This window comes from Pseudonocardia sp. ICBG1142 (assembly GCF_020496255.1).
Classification (GTDB): Bacteria; Actinomycetota; Actinomycetes; order Mycobacteriales; family Pseudonocardiaceae; genus Pseudonocardia.
In genome coordinates this window covers 1300734-1320723 of the sequence record NZ_JAHLJC010000030.1, presented here as the reverse complement: position 1 = coordinate 1320723, position 19990 = coordinate 1300734, and the positions used below count along the sequence as shown (strand labels likewise).

Here is a 19990-nt window from a genome sequence, read left to right as displayed (position 1 = left end):
TTCAGACCCGGGCGGCGTTCCGGCCGACCGGGGTGAGCGGGCGGCGCTGCGCCGGGATCCGCAGCGGGGCGACGACGTCGCCGAGCGCCTCCGGGTACGCGGTGGGCGCGGCCGACAGCGGCGCGGGCACGGCGTCGTCGGGCAGCGGGACCTGCGCACCGAGCTGGGCGGCGCCGCGCTCGGACGCGCGGGCGTCCCACAGCTCGAACAGCGGCTGCGCGGCCATGACGAGCAGCACGGCGAGGACGGGGAGGACTGCGAGGATCGTGAGCACCATGGCGTCCACGATGCCCCCGGGGAGCACCCCGCCACATCGGTCGTGGGGCCGGTTCTCCCAGGTCGACCCCTAGTACCGGGGTATGACTCCCGGGGTCGACCCCGGGGTCATCCCCGGGGGACGTCCTCCGCCTCGACGGCCGACGGGTCCCAGGAGTCCGACGGCGAGCCCCAGCCGTTGCGCTTGAGCATCTTCTTCGCCGCGCGCTGGTGGCGGCCCATCAGCCGGTCCAGGTACAGGCGACCGTCGAGGTGGTCGGTCTCGTGCTGCATGCAGCGGGCGAAGAAGCCGCGCCCCTCGTACGACACGGGCTCGCCGTCGAGATCGGTGCCGGTCACCCGGGCCCACTCCGCCCGGCCGGTCGCGAAGTTCTCGCCGGGCACCGACAGGCAGCCCTCCTGGTCGTCGTCCGGGTCCGGCATGATCTCCGGGATCTCCGAGGTCTCCAGCACCGGGTTGACGACGAGCCCGCGGCGCATGGTGCGGGTCTCCTCGTCGGGGCAGTCGAAGACGAACAGCCGCAGGTCCACGCCCACCTGGTTGGCCGCGAGGCCGACGCCGTTCGCGGCCGCCATCGTCTCGAACATGTCCTCGACCAGCGTCCGGACCGAGTCGTCGACCGTGACGACGGGGCGGGTGGGGGTGTGGAGCACGGGGTCGCCGACCATGCGGATGCGCAGAACCGTCACCGGAGCAGCCTACGGTCGCCGCCGGAGGTGACCCGGCCGGGCGGTTTCGTTGTGGACCGACCCGCTCTCCAGGCGCGTCGCGGCCGGGGACCGTCGGTCCCCTGTGGTTGAATCCGCACCGCGAATGACAGACGTGTCGTTCGTCGTCGCGGTGCCCGGGCGGGGCCGCCGCAGTACGAGATCGTCGTCCGCTCGAGGAGCGTGATGGAGTCCGCCGGGTCCCTGCCGGAACGCCGCGGAGCGCACCGGCGCACCGCTGCCGTGTCCTCCCGCGAGCTCGACCGCCGCGAACGCGAGATCCTCGCGTTCGCGGCCCAGTGGTGGAAGTACGCGGGTGCCAAGGAGCAGGCGATCCGCGAGCTGTTCGACATGTCGGCCACCCGCTACTACCAGGTGCTGAACGCCCTGGTCGACAAGCCCGAGGCGCTGGCGGTGGACCCACTGCTGGTCAAGCGCCTGCGCCGGCTGCGCTCCAGCAGGCAGCGCACCCGCGCCGCCCGTCGCCTCGGCCTCGAGCCCTGACAGCCAGGAGGTCACGATGACCGCACCCGCGTCCGGTGGGCAGTCACCGCTGAAGATCGCCGGTATCGCGCTGGTCGGCGTCGGTGTGGTCGCCGCTGTCGTCGGCCTGATCGGCCTCACCGGCGGCGGTGAGGACGGCGGCAACCAGGCCGCGCCCCCGTCGGCGTCGGCCGAGCCCGCCCCGGGCACGCCCGGGGAGACCTCACCGTTCACCCCCGGAGCGCCCGGCACGCCGGGCTCCCCCGGGTACGAGGGCGCCGGCCCGGCCGTCGCCGCGCCGCCGCCCGCCGCGGGCTCCGGCCCCGGCTCCGCGGGCCAGGGCGGCTCCGGCTCCGCCGCCGGAGAGGGGTCCGCGGTCGCGGCCCGTCCGGTCGTGCGGATCTACAACAACTCGACCATCCGCGGTCTCGCCGAGAAGGCGGCCGGGGAGTTCCGTACCAACGGTTGGACCGTGTCCCAGGTGCAGAACTACTCCCAGGGCGTCATCCCGACCACGACCGTCTACTACCGGCAGGGCACCGCCGAGAAGGCCGCGGCCGAGGAGATCGCGAAGAAGTTCGGCATCCGTTCCGAGCCCCGCTTCGACGGCATCCAGGACGCGACGCCCGGCGTCATCGTCATCGTGACGCGGGACTTCTCCGCCGCCTGACCCGACCGACCACAGCGGCCCCGGACGATCCGTCCGGGGCCGCTGTGCTGTTCCGGGGCCCGCTGTGCTGTTCCAAGGGTGCTGCGTCGATCCGGGGCGCAGCGCCGTTCCAAGGACGCTGCGCCGTTCCAGGGGTGCTGCGCCGTTCCAGGGGTGCCGCGCCGTTCCAGGGGTGCCGCGCCGTTCCACGGGTGCCGCGACGCGCCGGGCCGCGGCGACTCAGCCGTCGCTGCGACGGCGGGCGTAGGCCTCCAGCTCGGCGACCTGCGCCGGGTCCAGCGACGCCCGCACGGTGCGGCGAGCCGTCGCCAGGTGCGCTGCGGTCACCTCGCCCGCGTCGAGGGACTCCCGCATCGCGGTCAGTGCCGCCTCACGCAGCAGCGCCGCGCAGTCCGCCGCCGAGTAACCGTCCAGTTCGGAGGCGAGCGCGTCGAGGTCGACGTCGTCGGCCAGCGGCACGTCGCGGCCCGCCGCGCGCAGGATGTCCGCCCGCGCGTCGGCGTCCGGCGGCGGGACGAACACCAGCCGCTCCAGCCGGCCCGGGCGCAGCATCGCCGGGTCGATCAGCTCGGGCCGGTTGGTCGCCCCGACCACGACGACCTCGCGCAGCGGTGTGGCCCCGTCCAGCTCGGTCAGCAGCGCGGCGACGACGCGGTCGGCCACCCCGGCGTCGGTGGAGCCCCCGCGGCGCGGGGCGAGCGCGTCGACCTCGTCGAGGAAGATCAGTGCCGGAGCGGCCTTGGCCGCGCGGCGGAACAGCTCGCGGACCGCCCGCTCGGACTCGCCAACGTACTTGTCGAGCAGCTCGGCGCCCTTCACCGCGAACACGTTGAGGTCACCGGAGCCGGCGAGCGCACGCAGCAGGAACGTCTTGCCGCCGCCCGGCGGACCGTAGAGCAGCACCCCGCGCGGGGCGTCGACCCCGAGCCGGGCGAACGAGTCCGGGTGGCGCAGCGGCCACAGGACCGCCTCGGTGAGGGCAGCCTTGACCTCGGCCATGTCACCGACGTCGTCGAGGGTGAGGCCGCCGCTGCCCAGCGTGCCGCCGCCGGACAGCGAGATCGGCCGGACCGAGCCGACGGCGTCGAGCAGGTCGGACTGGCGGACCTGCTCGGTGGGCTCGGTGCCCGTGCCGCGCAGTGCCGCGCTCACCGCGGCCTCCCGGCGGACCGCCGCCAGATCGGCGACGACGAAGCCGGGCGTCCGGGCGGCGACCGCGCCCAGGTCGACGTCGTCGGCCCGGGGCACGTCGGCCAGCAGCCGCTCCAGCAGGGCTCGGCGGGTCGCGGCATCGGGGAGGCCGACCGACAGCTCGCGGTCGACCAGGTCCGGCGCCCGCAGCCGCGGGTCCAGCGCCTCCGGCTCGGCGCTGGTGACGACGAGTGCCGGCCCGCCCGGCGCGGTCGCCACGCGCAGCTCGTCGAGCACCAGGGTGGCCAGCGGCGGTGGGTCGGTGGCGGGGAGCAGGGCGTGCGCGTCGTGCACCAGCAGCACCGCGGGGCCGCCGGTACCTGCCCCGCCACCACGGGCCTGCGCGATCGCCGCCCGGACCCGCTCGGCCGCGGCGGCGGGTTCGACGGCGGCGACGGCCGGGGCGACGAGCTCCACGCAGCGCGCGCCCGCCGCCGCGGCCGCGCTGCGCACCAGGGTCGCCTTGCCCGCGCCCTCCGGCCCGGAGACGAGCACGCCGAGCCGGGCGGCGCCGCCGAGCCGGGTCAGCAGCTCCGGGCGGCGGAACATGAGCTCGAACCAGTCCAGCAGCCGGCGCGCGACGGCCTCGTTCGCGGCGAGGTCCTCCAGCGGCAACACGGGCTCGGTGGATCCGGTGGGCCCACCGGGCCCCTCCACGGCCCCTGGAGCGGCTCCCGCGGCCGCGGCCGAGGCTGTGGCGGTGGCCAGGGACGCAGGGGACCTGACGGGCCCGCCAGGGCCGGGGCCCCCGAGCGCAGCGGGGGCGGTGCCGCCGGTGTCCCCGGAATCCCCCGTGTCCCCGGTGTCCCGACCGCCCTGCCAGCCCACGACCGTCGACGGCGTCACCACGACCGGCCCGGCCGGATCGGCGACGGCGACGGTCAGCAGCTCCGAGGTCCACGTCCCGCCGACGGCCGCGGCCAGCGCACGACGCACCGAGCGGACGTCGGACCCGGCCGCCGGGGCGATGTCCTGCGGGAGCAGGGACACGGCGTCACCGCGTACCAGGACCTTCCCCATCAGGGCGAGGCGCAGCGTCGCCGGGGTGACCGTCGCGGTGGTCAGCGCGGACCCGACCAGGCGCACCTCCCGGGCCGCGGTGACCGGCGCCGGCGCGACGACGACGGTCGCACCGTCGGTCAGCCCGGCGTTGGAGAGGGTGACGTCGTCGAGCCGGGCCTGCCCGTGCGGGTCGCCCGGCGCACCGGCGACGGCGAGCGCCGCAGTGACCCGGGCCCCGGTGAGGGTCACCGCGTCCCAGGAGCGCAGGCCGAGCGCGGCGAGCACCTCGGGGTGCAGCCGGACGACACCACGGCGGGCGTCGGCGGCCGCGGGGGCCAGTCGGGCGACGAGCTCCAGCACGGGCGGTCCTCCGGAGGGTCGGGGTCAGCGACGGCGCAGGCCGAGGCGGCGGCCGGAACCGCGGGGCGCGGCGGCGACGCCCGGACCGCGCGGGTCGCGGACGGCGCGGGTGTCGCGCAGGCCGTCGCGGCGGGCCTCGCCCTCCGGGTCGAGCCGGCGCCGGACACCCCGGGCCACCGCCCCGGCCCGGCCGGCGACCCGGCGGCGCAGCGGCGGTCGCAGACCGAGCCGACGGGCGGACCGGGCCGCGCGGGCGACGGCGCGGCGCTGGCGGGTCGGCACGTCCCACGCCTCGGGGTGGCGCGAGAGCCAGCGGTAGCGGTAGGCCGTCCAGGGCAGGAGCAGCAGATAGGCGACCCCGGCGACGGCGATGCCGAGGAACGGGATCGTGATCAGGATCGCGACGACCGCGGCCACGCCGACCAGCAGCCAGCGGGTGGCGCGGGGCGAGACCCGGACCGTCTTGAGCGACAGCGTCGGGATGCGGCTGACCATGAGCCCGGCCGTGACCAGCGCCCACACCGCCACCAGCGCCCGCTCCGACCACCAGCCCTGGCCGAAGTGCAGCCAGAGGTAGAGCGGGATGCCCGCGGTCAGCGCGGCCGCGGGGGCCGGGACGCCGACGAAGAACTCGCGGGCGAACGGCGGGGCGCTGTCGTCGTCGATCAGGGTGTTGAAGCGGGCCAGGCGCAGCGCCATGCACACCGCGAACACCAGGGCCACGATCCAGCCGGCCCGGGTCCCCTCGAACGCCCAGATGTAGATGACCAGAGCGGGGGCGACGCCGAAGGACACCAGGTCGGCCAGCGAGTCGAGCTCGGCGCCGATCCGGCTGGACGCGTCGAGCAGCCGGGCCAGGCCACCGTCGAGGGCGTCGCAGAGCGCGGCCACGAGGATGGCGACGATCGCGAAGTCGAAGCGCGACTGGAGCGCGAAGTAGACCGCGGTCAGGCCCGCGCAGAGGTTGAGGACGGTGACCGCGTTGGGCAGCAGCCGCACGCCGGCCGGGTATCCGCCGGCGGGGCGGGACATCCCCACGACCTCAGCGCTCCGCCGCCTCGGCCACCAGGCCGAGCACGGTCTCCCCGCCCACGGTCCGCTGGCCGGGGCGGACCAGCGCGGTCGTCCCGGGCGGGAGGTAGGTGTCCACCCGCGACCCGAACCGGATGAGACCGAACCGCTCGCCCGCGGCGACCTCGTCGCCGTCGCGCAGGGCGCAGACGATCCGGCGGGCCAGCAGGCCGGCGATCTGCACGACCCCGACCCCGACCCCGTCGGCGCGGACCACGGTGATCGCGTTGCGCTCGTTGTCCTCGCTGGCCTTGTCCAGGTCCGCCGACAGGAACGTGCCGGGCGAGTACTGGACCCGCGCGACGCGGCCGTGCACCGGCACCCACTGGACGTGCACGTCCAGCACGGTCAGGAAGATCGAGACCCGGGTGTGCGGGACGCGCGGCAGGTCGAGCTCGGCGGGCGGGACCGTCTCGGTCACGGTGGCGACCGTGCCGTCGGCGGGGGCCAGCACGGCGTCGGTGCGCAGCGGCGGGGTGCGGACGGGGTCGCGGAAGAACAGCGCGGTGGCCGCGGTGGCGAGCAGACCCGGCAGGGTGCCGCGGCCGGTGAGCGCGCGCACTCCCGCCGCGGCGAGCGCCACACCGGCGACGATCGGACGGCCACCCGGGTGCATCGGGGGGATCGCGTCCCGGACCAGCCGGGCGATGTGGGTCGGGGAGGTCCCGGTTCCTTCGGCCATGGTGGGTCGTCGGCTCCTGATGCTCCGGTAGGGGATCACCAACGCTACGCGGGCGCCACGGACGGCCGTCCGGCGGGACGACCGGGACACGCCGAGGATCCGGGGGTCCCCGTGCCGGGGTGCGACCGGTGGCAGGATCGGCCGTTCGTGCCCGACGCCGTCCGCATGCGGTGCGCGATCCCGCGGGCCCGGTCGACGGCACAAAAAGGGCCGGGGCCGTCGTCCCCCGAGACGACGACCCCGGCCGTGGAACCGCTCGTCCGCTCCCCAGCGACGGGCGGTGGGTCTTGTGCTGTAAAGGGTCTACCCCTCCACAGCGGAAAGTATTCCTCTCCGACGACCGGCAGTCCAGATCACGACGGATGTCCGCCGTGATCTACCTCTTTCGGCCGAACGGACACCCTCCACGACGTCGCGCGCGGTGAGATCGTTGCCCCGGCTGCCCATGAAACAGCTCACACTTTCGGCGCAGCCGCGCATCCGCGCGAGTGGTGGCCCGATTGCACAGCGCAGTCCTGCTCGCGACACCCGGACGCCATTCCGGGCCGCTCGGCTCCGCAGGTCACCGCTCGGCGCGGCACGCGGACGACCACCGACGTCGGGTCACGGGGCGTCGAGCAGCCAGACCGCGACCTGCTCGCCGTCGGCGACGGCGGTCGTGTCGGCGGGCAGGTCGATCAGGCAGTCGGCCCTGGCGAGCGCCGCGATCAGGTGCGACCCGGTGGATCCCACCTCCGACACGGTCCCGGCGGCGGCGTCGAGCAGGCCGCGCCGGAACTGGCGGCGCCCGGCGGGCGAGGACAGCGCCCCGGACAGCCGCGCCGTCACCACCGGCCGCGCCGGCGCGGGATGGCCGACCGCCGCCCGGAGCGCGGGCCGGACGAACACCTCGAACGACACCTGCGAGCTCACCGGGTTCCCGGGCAGGGTGACCGTGGCGACCTCGACCCCGCCCAGCTCGAGCAGTCCGCAGCCCTGTGGGCCGCCGGGCTGCATCGCGACCTTGCCGAACTCCACGCCGTGGCCGGTCATGGCGTCCTTGACGACCTCGTAGGCGCCCGCGCTCACCCCGCCGGAGGTGAGGACCAGGTCCACGCCCTCGCCGACCCGCTCCGCGAGCACCGCCCGGAACCGCTCGACGTCGTCGGGGACGAAGGACAGCTGCTCGGCGGTCGCCCCGGCCTCCCGGACCGCGACGGCGAGCATCGTGCCGTTGGACTCGTAGATCTGCCCCGGCTCCAGCGTGCCACCCGGGGCGACGAGCTCCGAGCCGGTGGACAGGACCAGCACGTGCGGGCGGCGGCGCACCGGCAGCTCCGCCCGGCCGACGGCGGCGGCGAGCCCGATCTGGGGGGCGGCCAGCACGGTCCCGGCCCGCAGCACGACGGCGCCTGCCGCCGCGTCCTCCCCCGCCCGGCGCACGAACGCGCCCACCTCGGGGGCCTCGGTAATCCGCACCCGCTCGACGCCGGCGTCGGTCCGCTCCACCGGCACGATCGCGTCGGCACCCGCGGGCACCGGGGCACCCGTCATGATCCGGGCGACCGTGCCCGGCGCCAGCGCGGGGACGTCGGTGCGCCCGGCCGGGATGTCGGTCGACACCGCGAACTCCAGCGGCGCCCCGGGGGAGGCGCCGGCCAGCTCGGCGGCGCGCACCGCGTAGCCGTCCATCGCGGAGTTGTCGAAGGGCGGCAGCGCGACGCCCGCCGTCAGGTCCTCGGCCAGCACCCGGCCGCTCGCATCGGCCAGCGCGACCTGCTCGGTCCCGGTCGGCGGGAGCAGGGCCGCGACCGCCGCGGCATGCTCGGAGACGGTGCGCGGACCGGCCTGCGACCAGGTGCTCATGACCCCATCCTGCCCGCCCCCGCGCGAGGCCCGCAGCCGGGCGGGCCCGCTTGCACTCTCCACGGGCGAGTGCTAGAAACGGGCTCAGCATCCACTGGCACTCGTGTCCGTGGAGTGCCAAGGTCGGGTCGGTGAGTCCGGCGCAGGGTTGCCGGGCGTCCGTCGCGGGCACCGCATCCGATCACTCGACTCACCTCTATCGGAGGGCAACACCCCCATGGCGAAGCAGATCGCGTTCGACGAGGAGGCCCGTCGCGGCCTCGAGCGGGGCATGAACACCCTCGCCGACGCCGTCAAGGTGACGCTGGGCCCGAAGGGCCGCAACGTCGTGCTCGAGAAGAAGTGGGGCGCGCCGACCATCACCAACGATGGTGTGTCGATCGCCAAGGAGATCGAGCTCGAGGACTCCTGGGAGAAGATCGGCGCCGAGCTGGTGAAGGAGGTCGCCAAGAAGACCGACGACATCGCCGGTGACGGCACCACCACCGCCACCGTGCTGGCCCAGGCGCTGGTCCGTGAGGGCCTGCGCAACGTGGCCGCCGGCGCGAACCCGATGTCGCTCAAGCGCGGGATCGAGAAGGCCACCGAGGCCGTCTCCCAGGCGCTGCTGAAGTCGGCCAAGGAGATCGAGACCAAGGAGCAGATCGCTGCCACGGCCTCCATCTCGGCCGCCGACCCGCAGATCGGCGAGCTCATCGCCGAGGCGATGGACAAGGTCGGCAAGGAAGGCGTCATCACGGTCGAGGAGTCGCAGACCTTCGGGCTCGAGCTCGAGCTCACCGAGGGCATGCGCTTCGACAAGGGCTACATCTCGCCCTACTTCGTGACCGACGCCGAGCGCATGGAGGTCGAGCTCGAGGACCCGTACGTCCTCCTCGTCTCCTCCAAGATCTCGACCGTCAAGGACCTGCTCCCGCTGCTGGAGAAGGTCATGCAGTCGGGCAAGCCGCTGGCCATCATCGCCGAGGACGTCGAGGGCGAGGCCCTGGCCACCCTGGTCGTCAACAAGATCCGTGGCACCTTCAAGTCCGTCGCCGTCAAGGCCCCGGGCTTCGGTGACCGCCGCGAGGCGATGCTCGCCGACATGGCCATCCTGACCGGTGGCGAGGTCATCTCGGAGAAGGTCGGCCTCAAGCTCGACACCGCCGACCTGTCCCTGCTGGGCACCGCCCGCAAGGTCGTCGTGACCAAGGACGAGACCACCATCGTCGACGGCGCCGGTGACGCCGACCAGATCGCCGGCCGGGTCAACCAGATCCGCGCCGAGATCGACCGCACCGACTCCGACTACGACCGCGAGAAGCTCCAGGAGCGCCTCGCCAAGCTGGCCGGCGGCGTCGCCGTCATCAAGGCCGGCGCGGCGACCGAGGTCGAGCTCAAGGAGCGCAAGCACCGCATCGAGGACGCCGTCCGCAACGCGAAGGCGGCCGTCGAGGAGGGCATCGTCGCCGGCGGCGGCGTGGCGCTCATCCAGGCCGGTGCTGGCCTGTTCGAGGGCCTCGGCCTGGACGGTGACGAGGCCACCGGCGCGAACATCGTCAAGGTCGCGCTGGAGGCCCCGCTCAAGCAGATCGCGGTCAACGCCGGCCTCGAGGGCGGCGTCGTCGCGGAGAAGGTCCGCAACCTGCCCACCGGTGAGGGCCTCGACGCCGCCACCGGCGAGTACAAGGACCTCATCAAGGCCGGGATCATCGACCCCGCCAAGGTGACCCGCTCGGCGCTGCAGAACGCGGCCTCCATCGCGGCCCTGTTCCTCACCACCGAGGCGGTCATCGCCGACAAGCCGGAGAAGGGCGGCGGCGCCCCCGCCGACCCGACCGGTGGCATGGGCGGCATGGACTTCTGATCGGTCCTGCCTCACCAGGCACACAGCACCACCCCGCGGGGCGGTACCGGTTCGCCGGTGCCGCCCCGCGGCGCGTCCGGGGGGCGCCGTCGGGGGTCGCGGTCGGGGGTCGCGGTCGGGGGTCGCGGTCGGGGGTCGCGGTCACACCAGGGCGGCGACGGCCGCGCGGGCCCGCTCCCGCAACGCCGTCAGCAGCTCCGGCGGGTCCAGCACCCGCACGTCCGGCAGGAGCGGCCACAGTGCCCGTCCGGCGTGGGCGAGGTCCCCGAACGCGGCGACCACCTCGGTCGTCCCGTCCCGGGTCCACTCCTCGTGGACGGTGACGGCGGACAGCGCCTCCCGGCGGTCGGCGGGCAGCGCGAGCCGGACCCGGAGCCCGGGCCGCCGCGCCCGGAAGTCCTCGCGACGGCGCAGCCACAGCTCCTCCAGGTCGACGCCCTCGGGCCGGTGTGCGGGTTCCGTCAGCGGCTCGGCCTCCTCGATCCGCGACACCCGGTAGGTGCGGTCCTCCCCGTCGCGCAGCGCCAGCAGGTACCAGCGCCCCGCCGCCTGGACGAGCCCGACCGGGTCGACGACCCGCTCGGCAGCGGGCCCGGGCTCCGTCCCCGGCCGGGTCCCGGCCCGGTAGCGGATGCGGAGCCGGACCCCGCCGAACACCGCGCGCTGGACCGCGGTGAGCACGTCGGTGGTCGCGCCGTCGTCGGTGTCGCGCAGCCAGCCACCGCGCCGGACGAGCACCCGTCCGGCGGCGTCGGTGGCCTGCTCCCGGGCCGCGTCCGGCAGCGCGGCGACGATCTTGCGCATGGCCGAGGCGAACTCCGTGCCCAGCCCGAGCGCGCCGGGCGTCGACGTCGCGCCGGAGCCGAGCAGCGCGACCGCCTCCGCCGGGGTCAGGCCGGTGAGGTCGGTGGTGAAGCCCGGCAGCAGCGCGAAGCCGCCGTGCCTGCCGCGTTCGGCGTAGACGGGGATGCCCGCGGCGGACAGGGCCTCGACGTCGCGCAGCACGGTGCGCTCGGAGACCTCCAGCTCGCGGGCGAGCACGGCGGCGGTCGCCCGGCCGCGGTGACGCAGCAGGAGCACGAGGGACAGGAGCCGGTCGGCGCGCACGTCACGGAGAATGCCACGGAATCATGACAGGAGATGTCAGGTATCGCGGGCACGCTGACGCCCATGACGAACCCGACGCTCACCGCCGACCCCCGTCCCGCCTACCTGGCCGCCCTCGACTGGGTCTCCGACCTCGCGAGGGCCGTCCCCGCGGACCGGATGGCCGACCCCACCCCCTGCGACGGCTTCGACGTCCGCACCCTGCTCGCACACCTGGTCACGACGCTGCGCCGACCGGCGTCGATCGCCGCCGGGACCGACCCGCTGGCCCATCCGGTGGTCAGCGAGGACGTGCTCGACGACCCGGCGACCGCCTACGTCGCTGAGGCGGCGGCACTGAAGGCCGCCTGGGAAGGCCCCGAGGGCGAGGCGCTGCTCGATCGGGTCGCACGGCTGGCGTTCGGCGAGGTCCCGGCGCGGACCGCGCTGACCGTGTTCCTGAACGAGACGCTCGTGCACGGCTGGGACCTGGCCGTCGCGACCGGGCAGGACCCGGAGGCCGACCCGGACCTGGCGACGACGGCGCTCGCCACCGCCCGCGCGTTCCTGCCCGCCGAGCCGCGTGGCGGTCCGGTGCCGTTCGGGCCGGTCGTGGAGCACCGTCCGGAGGCGGGACCGACCGAGCGGCTGGCGAACTGGTCGGGCCGGGTGTCGACGGGCTGGGTGACGACAGCCGGGTGACGACGGGCCGGGCGGGCCGACAGAGGGACTGAGCTCCCGGCACGGGCTCAGGCGGCGGGCGCGATCAGCCAGACGGCGAGGTACACCAGCGCCGCCGCGCCGCCGGTGAACAGGGTGAGGACGAGGACCGCGATGCGCAGCAGCGCGGGATCCACACCCAGGTCGGCGGCGAGACCACCGCAGACACCGCCGAGCATCCGGTCGGTGCTGCTGCGCCGGAGCCGGAACGCGGCGACGCGGTCGCCGATCCCGGGCGTCGCGGGCCGGGGCCCGGCGCCGGAGGGGCCTCCGGCAGGCGTGCCGGCGTGCGCGGACGGCCCGGGAGCGCCGGCCCCGAGGTCCCCGAACGGGCCGGGCCCGGCCGCGTCCGGGCCGGAGGCGGCGGGAGTGGGGGCAGGGGTCGCGCTATCCTCGACCACCGGCACCCGGTCGGTGACCGGATCGGCCTCGGTGCGTCCGGTACCCCCGGCGTCGGGATCCGCAGCGATCCGGGCGGTCGGCTGCTCGTCGACCCCGGTGATCCCCGTGATCTCGGGGCCGTTCTCGGCGCCGTTCTCGATGATCCCGGTGCCGCGCTCGGTGCTCTCGAAGGCGTCGGTCCCGGTCGACGCGGTACCGGTCGTGCTCGTGTTGTTCTCCATGGCTCCACGGTGTCGCCCGGGCGCCCGCCGGGACTCGGGACGAGCCCGGAGACCACCCCGGAACCGGCACCGCCCCGTCTCAGGGCCCGGCACCGCCTGTCTCAGGGCCCGGCACCGCCCGGCCCGGGGTCACGGCGGCGCTCAGCCGGGCGGGGCCTCTGCGGACGGCCGCACGGCGGCGGCTCGACCGGACGACGCCGCACCGGCGGCACCGCGGACGGCGGACCCGGCCGGGGCGGCGGGTCGGGCACCTGCCGGTCCCGCATGCGCAGCACGCGCCCGAGCACCAGCGCGACGACGACCGACACGACCAGCCACGCCGCGACCCCGACGAGGACCCAGAGGGCGGTCGGCATGCGCCCTCCTCCGGCGTCGTGGACTCGACTCAGTGTGCCCCTGATCAGCGACGCGCGGAGGTCGCGCGTCCGGGTGAGCGTGCTCAGCCGGCGTCGGGCAGGGCGGGCCCGAGGAGGTCGTCGGCGTCGACGATCCGGTAGGCGTAGCCCTGCTCGGCGAGGAACCGCTGCCGGTGCGCGGCGTAGTCGGTGTCCACGGTGTCGCGGGACACCACCGAGTAGAAGTGCGCCTGGCGACCGTCGTTCTTCGGGCGCAGCAGCCGGCCGAGCCGCTGGGCCTCCTCCTGCCGGGACCCGAACGTCCCGCTGACCTGCACCGCGATCGTCGCCTCCGGCAGGTCGATGGAGAAGTTCGCGACCTTGGAGACGACCAGGGTCGTGATCTCGCCGCGGCGGAAGGCGTCGAACAGCTTCTCGCGCTCCCGGTTGCGGGTGGAGCCCTGGATGACCGGGACGCCGAGCTTCTCCCCCAGCGCGTCGAGCTGCTCCAGGTAGGCCCCGATGACCAGCGTCTGCTCGCCCTTGTGCCGGTCCAGGATCGCCTGCACGACGTTGAGCTTGGTGTCCGCCGTCGACGCCGTCCGGTAGCGCTCCTCGGCGTCGGCCGTCGCGTACGACATGCGCTCGGCGTCGGTCAGCGTGACCCGCACCTCGATGCACTCGGCCGGCGCGATCCAGCCCTGGGCCTCGATGTCGCGCCACGGGGCGTCGTAGCGCTTGGGGCCGATCAGGGAGAACACGTCGCCCTCACGGCCGTCCTCGCGGACCAGGGTCGCGGTGAGACCGAGCCTGCGACGGGACTGCAGGTCCGCCGTCATCCGGAAGACCGGGGCCGGCAGGAGGTGCACCTCGTCGTAGACGACCAGGCCCCAGTCGCGGGAGTCGAACAGCTCCAGGTGCTTGTACTCGCCCTTGGTCTTGCGGGTGACGACCTGGTAGGTGGCGATGGTGACCGGGCGGATCTCCTTCTTCTCGCCCGAGTACTCGCCGATCTCCTCCTCGGTCAGCGACGTCCGCGCGACGAGCTCGCGCTTCCACTGCCGCCCGGACACGGTGTTGGTGACCAGGATCAGGGTGGTCGCGCCGGCCTTGGCCATCGCGGCCGCACCGACCAGGGTCTTGCCCGCGCCGCAGGGCAGCACGACCACGCCCGAGCCGCCCTCCCAGAACCCGTCGACGGCGTGGCGCTGGTAGTCGCGCAGCGTCCAGCCGTCCTGCTCCAGGGCGATCGGGTGGGCCTCGCCGTCGACGTAGCCCGCGAGGTCCTCGGCGGGCCAGCCGACCTTGAGCAGTGCCTGCTTCAGGTGCCCCCGCTCGGACGGGTGGACCACGACGGTGTCGTCGTCCACCCGGGCGCCCAGCATCGGGCTGATCTTCTTCTGCCGGAGGATCTCCTCCAGCACGGCACGGTCCAGCGCGGTGAGGACCAGGCCGTGCGCGGGGTGGTTGGACAGCTGCAGCCGCCCGTAGCGCCCCATCGTGTCGACGACGTCGACCAGCAGCGGCTGGGGGACCGGGTAGCGGGCCCAGCGGACCAGCGCGTCGACGACCTGCTCGGCGTCGTGCCCGGCGGCACGCGCGTTCCACAGGGCCAACGGGGTGACGCGGTAGGTGTGGACGTGCTCGGGTGCCCGCTCCAGCTCGGCGAAGGGCGCGATGGCCGCACGGGCCGCCGCGGAGTCGGGGTGGTCGACCTCGAGCAACAGCGTCTTGTCGGACTGCACGATCAGGGGGCCGTCGGTCACGGAACGAATCCTCTCGAGGCCGGAGAACGGGGCGGGGCGGGTCCGCCGGACGCCGAGCGGAGACGAACGGTCGACGTGTGTCACGTCACGTGACGACGGAGCAACCGGCCATACGCCACTCGGGAGACGAGGGTTCCGGGGGCTAGACTCGGCAGCCGTCCGTCACGCACAGACGGGACCCGACACGATCCTATCCGTCCGACTCCCCCGGGACGCGGCAACCGCCGCCCCGTGTCGGTCGCGATGCGGTCGAGCGGTCCCGTCGTGACCCCGAAAGGCGCACCGGACCAGCTGATGCTCCCCGACCTCGTGCCCGCCGCGCCGCCCGTCCCCGGACCGGAGACCGACAGGGAGATCTCGCCGTGACCACCGTGACTAGCACGGAACGCCCGAGCACGTGGTCGGAGCGACTCGACCCGCGGAACTGGAGCCTGGTCGCCAAGCTGGCGGTCGTCGGCCTGGTCCCCACGGTCCTCGCCCTGTCCATCGGCGCCATCCGCGTCGTCGACCAGGCCAACGTGGCCGAGGAGCTCAGCCGCGGCAGCGGACTGGTCGACGTGCACCGCCAGATCGAGACGCTGACCGGCGCGCTGCAGAACGAGCGCGACGCCGCGGTCCGCTTCGTGGCGGGCAACCGGCTCGGTGACCGGGCCGTCGTCGAACGGGCGCAGGCCACGACCGACCAGGCGCTGCAGGCCACGACGGCAGGGCTCGACACCGCCGAGCAGCAGGCCCCCGACCTGGCCACGGCCCGCCGGCAGGCGAACACCACGCTGGGCCAGCTCCCGGTCATCCGGTCGCAGGTCGCCGAGGGCCCGACCCCGGCCGCCGACCTCACCGGCCGCTACACCGCGGTCGTCCAGCGCACGCTGGGACTCGACCGGGCCCTGGTGGGGCGGCTGCAGACCGCCGACACCGCGGGTCTGACCACGGCGATCGCCGCCGGGGCGAGCGCCCGCGAGGCCCTGCAGCTCGAGCGCACCGTGATCGGTGGCGCGCTCGCCGCGGGGACGCTGGAGGAGCAGCAGCGCGCACAGGCCACCGGTGCCGAGGCCTCGTTCCAGGCCGCGGCCGGTGACTTCCAGTCCTCGCTGACGCCGGAGCAGGCCCAGTCCTTCGGGAACTTCGCCGCGGGCCAGGCGAACGCCGAGCGCAACGCCCTGCGCGACCAGGCGCTGTCGGTCCCGCCGGGCGTCGCACCGCCGGTGGACCCGAACGCGTGGAACACCGCCGACGACCGCTCGGTCGCCGCGGTCGACCAGTCCACGGCGGCCGCCCAGCAGGCGTTCGTCGACGGCCGGGCCAGGGCCGCCGAGCAGGCGGGCAACACCGCGGGCCTCAACTCCGTGCTGTTGATGCTCACGATCCTGCTGACCGCGGGCATCATCCTGCTGCTGGGCCGGCAGATGGTCCGTTCGCTGCGCCTGCTGCGCAGCTCGGCGCTCGAGGTCGCGGAGCAGAAGCTGCCCGCGGCGGTGCAGAGCATGCGCTCCGGTCAGGCACCGAACGCGCTCGTCGAGCCGGTCCCGCTGGACAGCCGCGACGAGATCGGCCAGGTGGCGCGGGCCTTCGACGCCGTGCACGGCCAGGCCATCCGCCTCGCCGCCGACCAGGCCGCGCTGCAGCAGAACGTCAACTCGATGTTCGTCAACCTCTCCCGCCGCTCGCAGGCGCTGGTCGAGCGCCAGCTGCAGCTGATCGAGCAGCTGGAGAGCAACGAGCAGGACCCGGACCAGCTGTCGAACCTGTTCCAGCTGGACCACCTCGCGACCCGTATGCGCCGCAACAGCGAGAACCTGCTGGTCCTCGCGGGCACCGACCTGGCGAAGCGGAACGTGGCGCCGGTGCAGGTCGTCGATGTCCTGCGGGCCGCAGTGTCGGAGGTCGAGCAGTACCAGCGGGTCGTCGTGCAGACCCCGCCGAACGCGACGATCGCCGGTCGTGCCGCGAACGGCCTCGTGCACCTGCTGGCCGAGCTGCTGGACAACGCGACGAACTTCTCGCCGCCGGACTCGCAGGTCGTCATGACGACGACCCGCACCGCCGACGAGTCGCTGCTGATCGAGATCTCCGACCGCGGCGTCGGCATGACCGACTCCGAGCTGGTCGACGCCAACCAGCGTCTGTCCGGCCCGGCCGAGGTCGACGTGTCGGCGTCGCGGCGGATGGGCCTGTTCGTGGTCGGCCGGCTGGCCGCCCGGCACCGCGTCGGCGTCCGGCTCGCCTCGGCCGCCGTCGGCGGCGGCTCCGGTGGGCTGAGCGCCTCGGTGACCGTGCCGCCGCAGCTGGTGCCCTCGGCGCAGCTGCCCGAGCAGCGCCGCGACGGCGATCCGGGCGGCTGGGGCGGCGTGCCGCCCCAGGGTGGCGACCAGCACGCCCCGCAGGTGCCCGCCCCGGCGCTGACCGGTGGCGGAGCGCCCGACGGGCCCCCGTCGGCCGCCCCGACCGCGGTGAACGGGAACGGTCGCGGTGGTTCGCTGCCGTCGATGGTCGCGGGCTCCGACGGCCCGATGACCCCGACCTTCGAGGCCGGTGCGTCCTCGTCCACGACGCCGCGCAACGGCTCGGGCTCGAGCCTGCCGACGCGCCGTCCGGGGTCGTCGCTGACGAAGAACGCGGCCCCCGGCGACGCCGGTGGGCAGACCGCCGACGGACCGGCCCCGACCCTGAACGGGTCCGCCCCGCAGGGTCTGTCGGCCTTCGCGCCGTCGCAGGACGGGGGGCGCGACGCGCGTACCCCGGCCGACGTCTTCACCCCGGCCGACGAGGCAAGCCCCGGTCCCGCCGACGGCGACTCCCCGCGCGGCGCCGAGGCGTTCCGGGGCACCGGCCCCGCGCCGTACGGCGCCGACGACCGCCCGTCCGGCGACGCCGGCCCCGGCGCCGAGGCCCTCGCCGACACCGAGGACGGCACCGAGGGCACCGAGTCGACCACGGCCCCGGCCGACAGCACCGACAACGCCGACAGCACCGGCACCGAGGCGGACCGCTCCGGCGGCACCGCTGCCCCGTCGGCGGCCGCACTCGGACTGGCGGGTGCCGCTGCGGCGGCCGCCGCGGCCCGGGCCCGCGGTGACCGCGACATGGACGACACCGTCGTCCTGGACCGGGCGATCGGTGACGGTCCCGAGGACCACCGGCAGGCCCCGGCCGACGACGAGCGCTCCGAGGCGACCGACGCCGGATCCGACGACCGGGACGGGGCCGGTCAGGACAGTGCCGATCAGGACCGTGCCGCCCCGGGCACCGACGGGACCCCGGACCACCGGATCACCGGCACGGTCGCCGACCGGGACACCGACGGCGCCGCCGAGGACTCCACCGACGGGACCACCCCGCAGGAGACCCCGGTCGCGGCCCGCACGAACGGCATCGCGCCGTTCCCCCCGGCCCCCGCCGACCGCGCGGACGCCCCCGGCACCGACGGTGACGCCCACGACAAGGCCGGCGCCGCGGACACTGCCGGCACCGAGGACGCGGCCGACACCGAGGTGAGCGCGCCGTCCGGCGACACCGACCACGCCGACGCCTCCGGGGTCGCCGAGGTCGAGGCGGGCCACACCGGGCCCGACCTCGCCGAGGACGACGCCGCCGACGCCACCGGTGCCGCCGGCTCGACGGACACTCCCGGGACCGGTGCCGACGGCGCCCGCCCCGCGGACACCGCAGCCGAGGACGGCGCCGCCCGGAGCACCGGGGCCGGAGACAGCGGCACCGGGGACAGCAGCACCGGGGACGGCGACACCGGCGACGGCAGGACCGGGGACACCGCCCCGACGCGCAGCGACCCCGAGACCGCCGGATTCCCGACGGTCCGCACGTCCGGCCGCACACCCATGGGCGGACCGCTCCCGGCCCGCACCAACGGGACCCGCCCCTCGCCGTCGCGCCGCCCGGTCATGCCGGTCCGCGGCGCCGGGCCGGCGCTGCCCACCCGCGGTCCGGGCCGCCAGGGCCCGCCCCCGGCACCGGCCCGCGGCCCGCAGCAGCCCGCACCCCAGCAGGCTCAGCCGGTCCAGCAGCAGGCGCGTCCGGGTCAGCAGGTCCAGCCGGCGACGGGTCGGCAGGAGCCCGCACCGCTGCCGAAGCGCGAGGGTGGCCGGGCCGGCGGTCCGGCGAGCCTCGCCGCGGCCTCCGCCGGCTCCTCGCAGGACGAGCTGTTCGCGCCGAAGGTGGCCGTCGAGGGCGATCGGGGTCAGCTCCGGCGCCCCGGGGCGGTCGAGTCGGCCCGGGCCCAGACCGGGTTCGACATGGGTCAGACCACCCCGATCTTCGACGACATCGCCTCGGCCTGGTTCCGCTCGAACCGGTCGGTGCCGGTCCGCTGGCAGGACGCCGCCGGCCCGAACGGTGGCGCCCCGGCCGGTGCCCCGGCCCCTGCCACGGCCGACGCCCCGGCGCCCCCGGCGGCCTTCGCCTCCCCCGCCGACGACGTCTGGCGGCAGGCCCGCGAGGCCACCGACGGCGACGACTCGGAGACCGCCGGTGACGAGCTGACGACCGCCGGACTGCCCAAGCGACGCCCGCGGGCGCGACTGCTCCCGGGCAGTGCGGCAGGATCGACCGTGCTCAGCCCCGCTCCGGCGGAGCCGAGGGACGCCGAGAGCGTCCGTGGCCGTCTCGCCAGCTACCAGCAGGGCGTGCGTCAGGGCCGGGAGAGCGCTTCCGGTGTCCGTCGCAACGCACTCGCCGGCACGACCGAGACGGTCGACGGCGACTCCGATCCGCAGGACCAGCACGACCCGCAGGACCAGCACGACCGGCAGGGCCCCCGGGCCCCGCAGGACACCACCGCGACCGGCACCCCCGAGCCCGCCGCGGACCGACCGAACTCGTCCGACCCCGAGGAGAACCAGTGAGGGCACCGCAGGCACAGCCGAGCCAGAGCCGTTTCGGCTGGCTGGTCACCAACTTCGCGGAGCGCGTCCCGGGTGTCGCGCACGCCATCGTGGTGTCGACCGACGGACTGCTGCTGACCGCCTCCGACCGGCTGCCGCGCGACCGGGCCGACCAGCTCGCCGCCGTCGCATCCGGTCTGGTCAGCCTGACCCAGGGCGCCGCGCGCTGCTTCGACGCCGGTGGTGTCGTGCAGACCGTCGTCGAGATGGACCGCGGGATCGTGCTGCTGATGTCGATCAGCGACGGGTCCTGCCTGGCCGTGCTCGCCTCGCCGAGCTGCGACATCGGCCTCGTCGGCTACGAGATGACGCTGCTGGTCGACCGGGTCGGCCAGCTGCTCACCCCGGAGCTGCGCGCCGAGCTGCAGGGCTCGTTCGGGCCCTGAGGCCACGACTCCGGACCCGAGGACGCGTTACCGTCATGCACC

General features: G+C 75.4%; 16 protein-coding genes. 6 read left to right on the top strand and 10 right to left on the bottom strand.

The window, feature by feature from the left end; translation table 11 throughout:
- Position 1 precedes the first annotated feature (1 nt).
- Both KPL59_RS20565 and KPL59_RS20560 read right to left on the bottom strand, forming a co-directional pair.
- Complete coding sequence (locus tag KPL59_RS20565) at positions 2-277, bottom strand: hypothetical protein (RefSeq protein WP_226358126.1); 276 nt, start codon at positions 275-277, stop codon at positions 2-4.
- A 107-nt stretch (positions 278-384) separates the two neighbouring features.
- Positions 385-966, bottom strand: coding sequence for a peptide deformylase (locus KPL59_RS20560; protein ID WP_075309834.1), 582 nt, complete (start codon positions 964-966; stop codon positions 385-387).
- 204 nt (positions 967-1170) lie between these two features.
- Here KPL59_RS20560 and KPL59_RS20555 point away from each other — a divergent pair, with 204 nt between their 5' ends.
- On the top strand, positions 1171-1488 hold the full coding sequence (locus KPL59_RS20555) for a DUF3263 domain-containing protein (RefSeq protein ID WP_226358127.1): 318 nt from the start codon (positions 1171-1173) through the stop codon (positions 1486-1488).
- Between the two features lie 16 nt (positions 1489-1504).
- Entirely contained in the window at positions 1505-2137 is a 633-nt protein-coding gene (locus KPL59_RS20550; protein ID WP_226361708.1) for a LytR C-terminal domain-containing protein, read from the top strand.
- Between the two features lie 219 nt (positions 2138-2356).
- On the opposite strand, the gene KPL59_RS20545 is transcribed toward KPL59_RS20550, so the two are convergent.
- The 4 genes from KPL59_RS20545 to glp form a co-directional block, all read right to left on the bottom strand.
- Entirely contained in the window at positions 2357-4690 is a 2334-nt protein-coding gene (locus KPL59_RS20545) for an AAA family ATPase (protein ID WP_226361707.1), read from the bottom strand.
- Between the two features lie 24 nt (positions 4691-4714).
- Positions 4715-5722 (bottom strand): CDP-diacylglycerol--serine O-phosphatidyltransferase, encoded by a 1008-nt coding sequence (gene pssA, locus KPL59_RS20540; protein ID WP_226361706.1) that lies wholly within the window; start codon positions 5720-5722, stop codon positions 4715-4717.
- A 10-nt stretch (positions 5723-5732) separates the two neighbouring features.
- A complete protein-coding gene (locus tag KPL59_RS20535; protein ID WP_060714270.1) occupies positions 5733-6443 on the bottom strand; it encodes a phosphatidylserine decarboxylase in 711 nt (236 codons plus the stop codon).
- 603 nt (positions 6444-7046) lie between these two features.
- Positions 7047-8288, bottom strand: coding sequence for a gephyrin-like molybdotransferase Glp (gene glp, locus KPL59_RS20530; protein WP_226361705.1), 1242 nt, complete (start codon positions 8286-8288; stop codon positions 7047-7049).
- Between the two features lie 217 nt (positions 8289-8505).
- Here glp and groL point away from each other — a divergent pair, with 217 nt between their 5' ends.
- On the top strand, positions 8506-10134 hold the full coding sequence (gene groL, locus KPL59_RS20525) for a chaperonin GroEL (protein WP_020622657.1): 1629 nt from the start codon (positions 8506-8508) through the stop codon (positions 10132-10134).
- Positions 10135-10275: 141 nt separating this feature from the next.
- Here groL and KPL59_RS20520 read toward each other — a convergent pair whose 3' ends face one another.
- Positions 10276-11241, bottom strand: a complete 966-nt coding sequence (locus KPL59_RS20520; RefSeq protein WP_226358133.1) for a YafY family protein — start codon at positions 11239-11241, stop codon at positions 10276-10278.
- 63 nt (positions 11242-11304) lie between these two features.
- Between KPL59_RS20520 and KPL59_RS20515 the strand changes: the two genes are divergently transcribed.
- Positions 11305-11922, top strand: coding sequence for a TIGR03086 family metal-binding protein (locus KPL59_RS20515; protein WP_226358134.1), 618 nt, complete (start codon positions 11305-11307; stop codon positions 11920-11922).
- 47 nt (positions 11923-11969) lie between these two features.
- On the opposite strand, the gene KPL59_RS20510 is transcribed toward KPL59_RS20515, so the two are convergent.
- The 3 genes from KPL59_RS20510 to KPL59_RS20500 all read right to left on the bottom strand — a co-directional run bounded on the left by KPL59_RS20510 (position 11970) and on the right by KPL59_RS20500 (position 14664).
- Complete coding sequence (locus KPL59_RS20510; RefSeq protein ID WP_226361704.1) at positions 11970-12563, bottom strand: PspC domain-containing protein; 594 nt, start codon at positions 12561-12563, stop codon at positions 11970-11972.
- A 101-nt stretch (positions 12564-12664) separates the two neighbouring features.
- On the bottom strand, positions 12665-12919 hold the full coding sequence (locus tag KPL59_RS20505) for a hypothetical protein (RefSeq protein ID WP_226361703.1): 255 nt from the start codon (positions 12917-12919) through the stop codon (positions 12665-12667).
- A gap of 83 nt (positions 12920-13002) precedes the next feature.
- Positions 13003-14664, bottom strand: coding sequence for a DNA repair helicase XPB (locus tag KPL59_RS20500; RefSeq protein WP_226361702.1), 1662 nt, complete (start codon positions 14662-14664; stop codon positions 13003-13005).
- Between the two features lie 362 nt (positions 14665-15026).
- On the opposite strand from KPL59_RS20500, the gene KPL59_RS20495 reads away from it, so the two are divergent.
- Both KPL59_RS20495 and KPL59_RS20490 read left to right on the top strand, forming a co-directional pair.
- A complete protein-coding gene (locus KPL59_RS20495; RefSeq protein WP_226361701.1) occupies positions 15027-19523 on the top strand; it encodes a nitrate- and nitrite sensing domain-containing protein in 4497 nt (1498 codons plus the stop codon).
- Positions 19520-19948 carry a roadblock/LC7 domain-containing protein gene (locus KPL59_RS20490; protein WP_020623626.1) on the top strand — a complete coding sequence of 143 codons (429 nt, stop codon included), beginning with the start codon at positions 19520-19522 and terminating at the stop codon, positions 19946-19948. Before KPL59_RS20495 ends, KPL59_RS20490 begins: the two co-directional genes overlap by 4 nt.
- Positions 19949-19990: the final 42 nt, after the last annotated feature.

Excerpts from the sequence above, each read along its gene's own strand:
- KPL59_RS20565 (WP_226358126.1), bottom strand. The coding sequence starts at position 277 with ATGGTGCTCACGATCCTCGCAGTCCTCCCCGTCCTCGCCGTGCTGCTC.
- KPL59_RS20555 (WP_226358127.1), top strand. The coding sequence starts at position 1,171 with ATGGAGTCCGCCGGGTCCCTGCCGGAACGCCGCGGAGCGCACCGGCGC.
- KPL59_RS20550 (WP_226361708.1), top strand. The coding sequence starts at position 1,505 with ATGACCGCACCCGCGTCCGGTGGGCAGTCACCGCTGAAGATCGCCGGT.
- pssA (WP_226361706.1), bottom strand. The coding sequence starts at position 5,722 with ATGTCCCGCCCCGCCGGCGGATACCCGGCCGGCGTGCGGCTGCTGCCC.
- KPL59_RS20535 (WP_060714270.1), bottom strand. The coding sequence starts at position 6,443 with ATGGCCGAAGGAACCGGGACCTCCCCGACCCACATCGCCCGGCTGGTC.
- glp (WP_226361705.1), bottom strand. The coding sequence starts at position 8,288 with ATGAGCACCTGGTCGCAGGCCGGTCCGCGCACCGTCTCCGAGCATGCC.
- groL (WP_020622657.1), top strand. The coding sequence starts at position 8,506 with ATGGCGAAGCAGATCGCGTTCGACGAGGAGGCCCGTCGCGGCCTCGAG.
- KPL59_RS20515 (WP_226358134.1), top strand. The coding sequence starts at position 11,305 with ATGACGAACCCGACGCTCACCGCCGACCCCCGTCCCGCCTACCTGGCC.
- KPL59_RS20510 (WP_226361704.1), bottom strand. The coding sequence starts at position 12,563 with ATGGAGAACAACACGAGCACGACCGGTACCGCGTCGACCGGGACCGAC.
- KPL59_RS20505 (WP_226361703.1), bottom strand. The coding sequence starts at position 12,919 with ATGCCGACCGCCCTCTGGGTCCTCGTCGGGGTCGCGGCGTGGCTGGTC.